The 7,021-nt window shown below is 67.2% G+C and carries 9 protein-coding genes, 1 tRNA gene and 1 pseudogene; 6 read left to right on the top strand and 5 right to left on the bottom strand.

The annotated features are described in order from the left end of the window. The 6 genes and pseudogenes from WKI94_RS06060 to rplI form a co-directional block, all read left to right on the top strand. Positions 1-406: pseudogene (locus WKI94_RS06060) on the top strand (integrase core domain-containing protein); the annotation flags it as partial. Next, positions 397-472: transfer RNA gene (locus tag WKI94_RS06055), tRNA-Asn, on the top strand. The pseudogene WKI94_RS06060 and the gene WKI94_RS06055, both read left to right, overlap by 10 nt. A gap of 115 nt (positions 473-587) precedes the next feature. Beyond that, entirely contained in the window at positions 588-893 is a 306-nt protein-coding gene (rpsF, locus tag WKI94_RS06050) for a 30S ribosomal protein S6 (RefSeq protein WP_337844872.1), read from the top strand. 9 nt (positions 894-902) lie between these two features. After that, positions 903-1,697: a single-stranded DNA-binding protein gene (locus WKI94_RS06045; RefSeq protein ID WP_337844871.1), complete on the top strand. Its 795-nt coding sequence runs from the start codon at positions 903-905 to the stop codon at positions 1,695-1,697. Beyond that, the gene (rpsR, locus tag WKI94_RS06040; RefSeq protein WP_018460858.1) at positions 1,694-1,963 is read left to right on the top strand and encodes a 30S ribosomal protein S18; all 270 of its coding nucleotides are present in this window, start codon (positions 1,694-1,696) and stop codon (positions 1,961-1,963) included. The genes WKI94_RS06045 and rpsR overlap by 4 nt, the downstream gene beginning before the upstream one ends. A 9-nt stretch (positions 1,964-1,972) precedes the next feature. After that, positions 1,973-2,416: a 50S ribosomal protein L9 gene (rplI, locus tag WKI94_RS06035; protein WP_337844870.1), complete on the top strand. Its 444-nt coding sequence runs from the start codon at positions 1,973-1,975 to the stop codon at positions 2,414-2,416. A 90-nt stretch (positions 2,417-2,506) separates the two neighbouring features. Here rplI and WKI94_RS06030 read toward each other — a convergent pair whose 3' ends face one another. From WKI94_RS06030 to WKI94_RS06010, 5 genes are all read right to left on the bottom strand, one after another. Then, positions 2,507-3,622: an FtsX-like permease family protein gene (locus WKI94_RS06030; RefSeq protein WP_337844869.1), complete on the bottom strand. Its 1,116-nt coding sequence runs from the start codon at positions 3,620-3,622 to the stop codon at positions 2,507-2,509. Between the two features lie 10 nt (positions 3,623-3,632). Further along, positions 3,633-4,055 carry a hypothetical protein gene (locus tag WKI94_RS06025; RefSeq protein WP_337844868.1) on the bottom strand — a complete coding sequence of 141 codons (423 nt, stop codon included), beginning with the start codon at positions 4,053-4,055 and terminating at the stop codon, positions 3,633-3,635. 199 nt (positions 4,056-4,254) lie between these two features. Beyond that, complete coding sequence (locus WKI94_RS06020) at positions 4,255-5,061, bottom strand: hypothetical protein (protein ID WP_337844867.1); 807 nt, start codon at positions 5,059-5,061, stop codon at positions 4,255-4,257. Between the two features lie 60 nt (positions 5,062-5,121). After that, positions 5,122-6,687, bottom strand: a complete 1,566-nt coding sequence (locus tag WKI94_RS06015) for a DAK2 domain-containing protein (protein WP_337844866.1) — start codon at positions 6,685-6,687, stop codon at positions 5,122-5,124. After that, positions 6,680-7,021 (bottom strand): Asp23/Gls24 family envelope stress response protein, encoded by a 342-nt coding sequence (locus tag WKI94_RS06010; protein WP_337844865.1) that lies wholly within the window; start codon positions 7,019-7,021, stop codon positions 6,680-6,682. Before WKI94_RS06010 ends, WKI94_RS06015 begins: the two co-directional genes overlap by 8 nt.

Below are 7,021 nucleotides of genomic sequence, written 5' to 3'. Positions count from 1 at the left end.
GTCCGTTTCCCATCCGGGCGGTGCAGGTGGATGGGGGTAGCGAGTTTATGGCGGAGTTTGAGGAGGCCTGTAGGGGTTTGGGCATCCGGTTGTTTGAGCTTCCTCCGCGGAGTCCCAAGTTGAATGGGCATGTGGAGCGCATGCAGCGGGCGTTTCGGGACGAGTTTTACACGCGTCCTCTGCCTTCTGGGATTGAGGGGCTTCAGCGGGAGTTGGATGCGTATTTGGACTACTACAACGGGCGGAGGCTGCACCGGGCTTTGGGGGGTCTTGCGCCCTTGGAGTTCCTGGCTAAGCTCAAGGAGGAGGGGGTCCCCACAGAGTCTCAAATGTGCTGGCCAACTACATTCCCTTGACGCTCTCCTTGGCCCTTGGTATAGTACCTACTGCGGTCGGTCCGCGGTAGCTCAGCTGGTAGAGCGGCCGGCTGTTAACCGGTTGGTCGCAGGTTCGAGTCCTGCCCGCGGAGCCAGAAGGGGGGGCCTAGGCCCCCCTGGGTCTTTTATTTGGGGGTAAGGGCGGGTATAATCATCCTTCGTGCGGCCTGCCGGCCGGGAAAGGAGGTGAGGCTTCCTAAGGGAGCTCCCATGCGCGTATACGAGGTAAACATCATCCTGAACCCCAGCCTGGACCAGACCCAGCTGGCCCTGGAGAAGGAGATCATCGGCCGGGCCCTCGAGGCCCACGGGGCCGAGGTGGAGAAGGCGGAGGACCGGGGGGTGCGCCGTCTGGCGTACCCCATCGCCAAGGACCCCCAGGGCCACTTCCTGTTCTACCGGGTGCGGATGCCCGAGGACCGGGTCAACGCCCTGGCCGCGGAACTCCGTGTCCGGGACAACGTGCGCCGGGTCATGGTGGTCAAGGCGGTGGAACCCTTCCTCAGCAAGGCGTAGAGTGATAGCATGGCCAGAGGCCTGAACCGCGTTTTTCTCATCGGTACCCTCACTGCCCGCCCGGACATGCGCTACACCCCTAGTGGGATGGCCATCCTGGAACTCAACCTGGCGGGCCAAGACCTCCTTCGGGACGAGACCGGCCAGGAGCGGGAGATCCCCTGGTACCACCGGGTGCGCCTTCTCGGCCGCCAGGCGGAGATGTGGGGGGATGTGCTGGAAAAGGGGCAGCTCCTCTTCGTGGAGGGGCGGCTTTCCTACCGCCAGTGGGAGCGGGAGGGGGAGAAGCGGAGCCAGCTGGAGATCCGCGCGGACTTCATTGACCCCTTGGCTCCTGCGGGCCGGGAGACCTTGGAGGACGCCCGGGGCCAGCCCCGCCTCAAAAACGCCCTCAACCAGGTCTACCTCATGGGTAACCTCACCCGGGACGCGGAGCTCCGCTACACCCCCCAGGGCACCGCGGTGGCCCGGCTGGGCCTGGCGGTGAACGAGCGCGGGCGGCAGGCGGGCGAGGAAAGGACCCACTTCGTGGAGGTTCAGGCCTGGCGCGACCTGGCCGAGTGGGCTGGGGAGCTGAGGAAGGGCGAGGGGCTTTTGGTGGTCGGCCGTTTGGTGAACGACTCCTGGACGAGCTCCACCGGAGAGCGTCGCTACCAGACCAAGGTGGAGGCCCTCCGCTTGGAGCGACCCACCCGTGGGCCTGCCCAAGCCGGCGGAAGCAGGCCCCAGAACGTCCAGACGGGTGGGGTGGACATTGACGAGGGACTCGAGGACTTCCCGCCGGAGGAGGATCTGCCGTTTTGAGCACCAAGAACGCGAAACCCAAAAAGGAGGCGCAGGCGCGCCGCCCCAGGAAGGTTACCAAGGTAAAGGCCAGCCTGGGGGAGTTTGACCTCAAGGACTACTGGAACGTGGAGGTTCTGAAGCGCTTCCTGTCGGAGACGGGGAAGATCCTTCCCCGCCGCCGCACGGGGCTTAGCGCCAAGGAGCAAAGGATCCTGGCCCGGACCATCAAGCGGGCCCGGATCCTGGGGCTTCTGCCCTTCACGGAGAAGCTGGTGCGCAAGTAGGGGGACGCCATGAAGGTCATTCTTCTAGAACCCCTGGAGAACCTGGGCGACGTGGGCCAGGTGGTGAACGTCAGGCCCGGCTACGCCCGCAACTACCTGTTGCCCCGGGGCCTTGCGGTTTTGGCCACGGAGAGCAACCTGAAGGCCCTGGAGGCCAAAATCCGCGCCCAGGCCAAGCGCCTAGCGGAGCGCAAGGCCGAGGCGGAGCGGCTTAAGGAGATCCTGGAGAACCTCACCCTCACCATTCCGGTGCGGGCGGGGGAGACCAAGATCTACGGTTCCGTTACCGCCAAGGACATCGCCGAGGCCCTAAGCCGCCAGCACGGCATCGCCATTGACCCCAAGCGCCTACAGCTGGAAAAGCCCATTAAGGAGCTGGGGGACTACACCCTCATCTACAAGCCTCACCCCGAGGTGCCCATCCAGCTCAGGGTGAGCGTGGTGGCCCAGTAACCCCTTTCCCGGCAGGCCGCACCCCGGGGGGCGCGTAGCTCCCCGGGCCTTTTTTGGGGCCCCCGCCGCAGCTTTAGCTGCGGCGGGGCCTTATCGGAGCACCACCCCCGGCTGGACCCGGAGGGCCCTTAGGAGGGGCAGGAGGGAGGAGAGGAGGACCGCCCCCAGGCTGGCCGCGCTCACCAGGAGGAAGTCCCGCCCTTCCATTTTTACCGGCAGGTGGGTGAGGAAGTAGAGCTCTCCCGGGAGGTCCAGGGGCCTTTGGGCCAGGTAGAGCCCCAGGAGGTAGCCAAGCCCGTTCCCCAAAAGCACCCCCCCAAGCCCCAGGAGGACTCCCTCCAGGGCGAAGACCAGGCCCACGGTGGCCCTCGAGGCCCCCATGGCCCGGAGAAGGGCAATCTCCGGGGTCTTCTCCACCACCTTGAGCACCAGGAGGTTGGCCACCCCCAAGGCGGCCACGGCCACAATGAGGTAGACCAGTAACCCCAGGACCCTCTTCTGCAGGGCCAGCTGCTCCAAAAGGGTCCTTTGGGTGTCTTGCCAGGCCTGGGGGTAGAAGCGGGTGCCGGCCATCTCCGCCCCCACCGCCTTGGCCCGCCAGGGGTCTCTGAGGCGCACCTGGTAGCCCTGGGCCTTGAGGCCGGAGAGGGCCTCCACGCTCCCCAGGTCCGCGAAGGCGTAGGCCGAGTCTATGAGGTAGTTCCCCGTGCGGAAGGAGCCCAGCACCCTGAGCTCTACCCGCTCCTGCCTGGCGGAAAGGGCATAGACCCGGTCCCCCGGAAGGGCCCCCAGGCTCTGCATCAGGGCCGAGCCCAGGTAGATCCCCCCGGGCTCTAGCTTTAGGCCAAGCTCTGGGTAAAGGGCCTCCCCCCCCTCCCCCAACCCCACCAGGGTGGCGAAGTCCACCCCTGGCCCCCGGCCGGGCTCCGCGGGGCGCGTAAGGAGGGCCTTGGTGGCGGCGAAGGGGGCTTGGGCCACCGCCTCGGGGTGAGGAGGAAGGGGGGGGAGCTCGGGGGTTAGGCTGAAGAGGACCAGGTGGGGGTAGGCCTTGAGGGTGGCCCGCACCAGCCCGTCCACGAAGCCGTTGGTGAGGGAAAGGGCCAAGAGGAGCACGGCCACCCCCACCCCCACCCCCAGGAGGGCTAGGCCGCTTTGCAGGGGGCGGCGGCGGATGTGGGCCAGGGCCAGGAAGAGAGCGAACCGCACCCCTATCAGTCTAGGGTTTTTTCCCGTTTGGGTAGGCCACCACCTCCAGCTGCACCAGCCTGCGGCCGAAGCGCAAGGCGGTGGCCCGGTCGGGGAGCCACACGTCCACCTTTTCCCGCATCCTGGGGTGCATCACGTCGGCCACCACGAAGACCAGGCCCCGGAAAAGGGAGTCAAACTGTCCTTTCCCCCGGCCATAGACCGTGCCCAGGTCCTTAAGCCGCACCTGGGTGCCGAAGGGGAGGATCTTCAGGAGGTCCCGGCTCACCGCCAGGACCCCAAGCCGGGTGCGCATCCCGGTGGCGGTGACGAAGGGGGTGGTGTCCGTTTCCCGTACGCTGGAGGTGTAGGCGGTGGCCTCGAGGACCATCGCCTGGGGTGCCTTCGCCTTGCCAATGGGCAAGAGGAGGAGGAGAAGGAGAATCCAAGGCATAGCGTCCTCCACTATCCCCGCCAACCCTTGAAGACCCTGAGAAGGATGAGCCCTCGGGCTCATGGGGCGGGGGTGGATTTTTTTGGACTGGGTCTTAGGGTAAGAAAACCCCGCCGGACAGGGAGCTTATCCGGCGGGGTTTGATGAGAAAACCCTCTAATCCCTTAAGTTTGACCTCATCCTTTTCCCAAACAGCCCCTTAGGGGCAGGGCGTGCTGGAAAGCTCAAGGGTGTACCGCCCGCTCCCCTCCTCGTCAAACCCTGCCCGCGCCAGGCCCCGGTCCCGCACCACAAGCAGGACGGCGGGGCTTACCGGGGCGCAGGAGACCACCGCGTCCAGGGTGAGGGGGGTGAGGTCTGCTGGGCCGGTGTAGAGGAGGGCCACCAGGTCTAGGGGGCCGCTGTAAGAGAGGCGCAGGTACCCCGTGGCAGCCCTTACGTCGTAGCGGTCAAACTCCCCCAGGAACTCTATGGCCCCCGTGACCATGCCGCTGGTGAAGGCTTCTTCCCTACCCGCGGGGTTGGGGGTCAAGGGGTCCAGGTAGAGGGTCACCTGGTCCTCCGATGGGGCGAAGTTTTCCACCTTGAGGTAGTAGGCCCTACCTGCCGGGGCCTTGAAGTTCAGGCGGAAGCCAGGGTCCGTGGTCAGGCCCTGGGGTGCCAGGCCAAGGGGGGCCAGCTCGGGCCCCAGGGCGAAGTAGTTCCGGGCCACGCTCACCCCCTGGACCACGTAGTTCTCATCGTAAAGGGTGAGGCGGAGCCGGGCCCGGCCCTGGAGGGTTGTGGAGACCGCGGCCACCTGGAAAGCCCCCCCGCCGTTCGTCAGCAGGCGGTAGACCTTCATCCCAGGACGAAGGGTTCCCCCTGCCCCCTCTTCCGCAGGGGGAAGAGGGGCCTCCACGCTTTGGCCCGCCTGTAGGTCCCCGCTTACTGGGGCCCCTAGTTGGAGCTCTTTGCACCCCCCTAGGGCCAGGGCGAGGGTGAGAAGCCACAAAACCTTCCGCATAGGTCCCTCCTTCGGTAAAAGCTTACCCCCCTGGGCAGGGGGGTAGGCTTTAGATTCCCTTTACTCCAAGACCCCGAGGTAGGGGTACAGGTCGGGGCCCCCGGGCAGGATCTCCACCGCCAGGTGGGGGAAGGCCTCCACCACCTGTTCCGCCCGTTCCCGTTCCATCCCGGGCCCCAGGAAGAGGGTGAGGACCTCCTTGCCCTCCTGGGCCAGGCGGAGGAGGCGGTCTAAGACCTCTTCCGGCGTCTTGCCCACGGTGACGAGCCTACCGTCCAGGAGGCCGATGGGCTGGTCCTTCAGGACCTTGAGCCCGTCTATCTCCGTATCCCGGCTGGCCCAGGTGACCTCGAGGGTGGCCGCACCCGCCATGGCCTCCTCCATCTCGGGGAGGAGGGCTTCCGGCTCCTCCTCGGGCAGGTAGCGCACCGCCGCGGCCAGGCCCTGGCCCAGGGTGCGGGTTTTGAGGACGTGGACCTCCTTGCCCATCTCCTGGGCGAGCCTCGCCGCCTCCTGGGCGGCCAGGAAGGCGTTGGGGTTGTTGGGAAGGAGGATGACCTTGGGGTTGGGGAGGCTTTTGATGGCGGAGAGGATCTCCTCCACGCTGGGGTTTTGCGTCTGCCCCCCCGTCACCACCCGCGCCCCCAGGCTCCGGAAGGCCTTGGCCACCCCAGGCCCCAGGGCCACGGCCACCAGGCCCGTGGGGGGCGGAGCCTCCTCCAGGAGGCCCGCCATGGCCAGGATCTCCGTGTGCTGGGCGGTCATGTCCTCCACCTTGGTGCGCACCATGCGGCCAAAGCGGGCCACGGTGGCGAGAAGCCCGTCGGGGTCGTCGGTGTGGATGTGCCCCTTCACGTACCCCTCGGCCCCCACCACCAAAAGGGAGTCCCCAAAGGGGGCCACCGCCTCCCGAATCCGCTCTATGGGCACCCCCACCCCCTCCATGAGGAACTCCGTGCAGTAGCCGAACTCCTCCTTGGCGAAGGCGGTCTGGGCGTAGCGCTCCACCTTGGGTGGGTTGGGGAGGGGAAGCCTCTTGGCGTAGCCCAGGAAACCCTCCAGAAGCCGCATGTACCCTGCACCCCCGGCGTCCACCACCCCCGCTTGCTTGAGGATGGGGAGGAGCTCGGGGGTCTTCTTCAGCGCTTCCCGCGCGGCCTCCAAGGCGGTTTGCCACACCTCCTCCAGGGTGTCCCCCCTGGCCCCTTGGGCCGCGGCCCTCGCCACGGTGAGGATGGTGCCCTCCACGGGCTTCATCACCGCCTTGTAGCCGGCTTCCGCTCCCAGGCGGAGGGCTTCCTTCAGGAGGGGGGCCTCGAGGCGCTCCCCCTGGCGCAGGGCCTCGGTGAAGCCCTTGAGGATCTGGGAGAGGATAACCCCGCTGTTTCCCCGGGCCCCGAGAAGGCTCCCGTAGGCGATGGCCCGGGCCACCTCGGTCATCTTGGCGGTGTCCGCCAGGTCCAGCTCCCGCCGGGCGGAGCTTAGGGTGAGGTGCATGTTGGTGCCCGTGTCCCCGTCGGGCACGGGGTAGACATTGAGGGCGTTGAGCTCCTCCACGTACACGGCGAACCAGTCCGTGGCGTAGCGGAAGGCCTGGGCCATCTCCTCCGGGCTCCAGCTACCCACGCCCCACCCCCACCACGTGCACCCGCACCTGGGAAAGCTCTACCCCAGCAAACTTCCGGGCGGCGAAGGAAACCCGCTCCGCCAGGGACTCCACCACCGTGGGGATGCGGGTGCCGTAGGCCACCACCACGTAGAAGTCCGCCTGGTACTGGCCGGGCTTGGCGGGGTCTTGGCGCACCACCACCCCCTCGCTCGCCTCCTGGCGCTTCAGGATGCGCACCACCTGGTCCTTAAGCCCCGCGGGGGCCATCCCCACCACCCCGGGCACCTCGTGGGCCGCCAGGGCCAGGATGGCCGCCAGAGCGTTTTCCGTTACCGTAACCCGTCCCGCCAT

Origin of the sequence: Thermus sp., assembly GCF_037444525.1 — a bacterium.
Classification (GTDB): Bacteria; Deinococcota; Deinococci; order Deinococcales; family Thermaceae; genus Thermus.
This window is presented reverse-complemented; position numbering and strand designations above follow the sequence as displayed.

Excerpts from the sequence above, each read along its gene's own strand:
- rpsF (WP_337844872.1), top strand. The coding sequence starts at position 588 with ATGCGCGTATACGAGGTAAACATCATCCTGAACCCCAGCCTGGACCAG.
- WKI94_RS06045 (WP_337844871.1), top strand. The coding sequence starts at position 903 with ATGGCCAGAGGCCTGAACCGCGTTTTTCTCATCGGTACCCTCACTGCC.
- rplI (WP_337844870.1), top strand. The coding sequence starts at position 1,973 with ATGAAGGTCATTCTTCTAGAACCCCTGGAGAACCTGGGCGACGTGGGC.
- WKI94_RS06025 (WP_337844868.1), bottom strand. The coding sequence starts at position 4,055 with ATGCCTTGGATTCTCCTTCTCCTCCTCCTCTTGCCCATTGGCAAGGCG.
- WKI94_RS06020 (WP_337844867.1), bottom strand. The coding sequence starts at position 5,061 with ATGCGGAAGGTTTTGTGGCTTCTCACCCTCGCCCTGGCCCTAGGGGGG.
- WKI94_RS06010 (WP_337844865.1), bottom strand. The coding sequence starts at position 7,021 with ATGGCGGGACGGGTTACGGTAACGGAAAACGCTCTGGCGGCCATCCTG.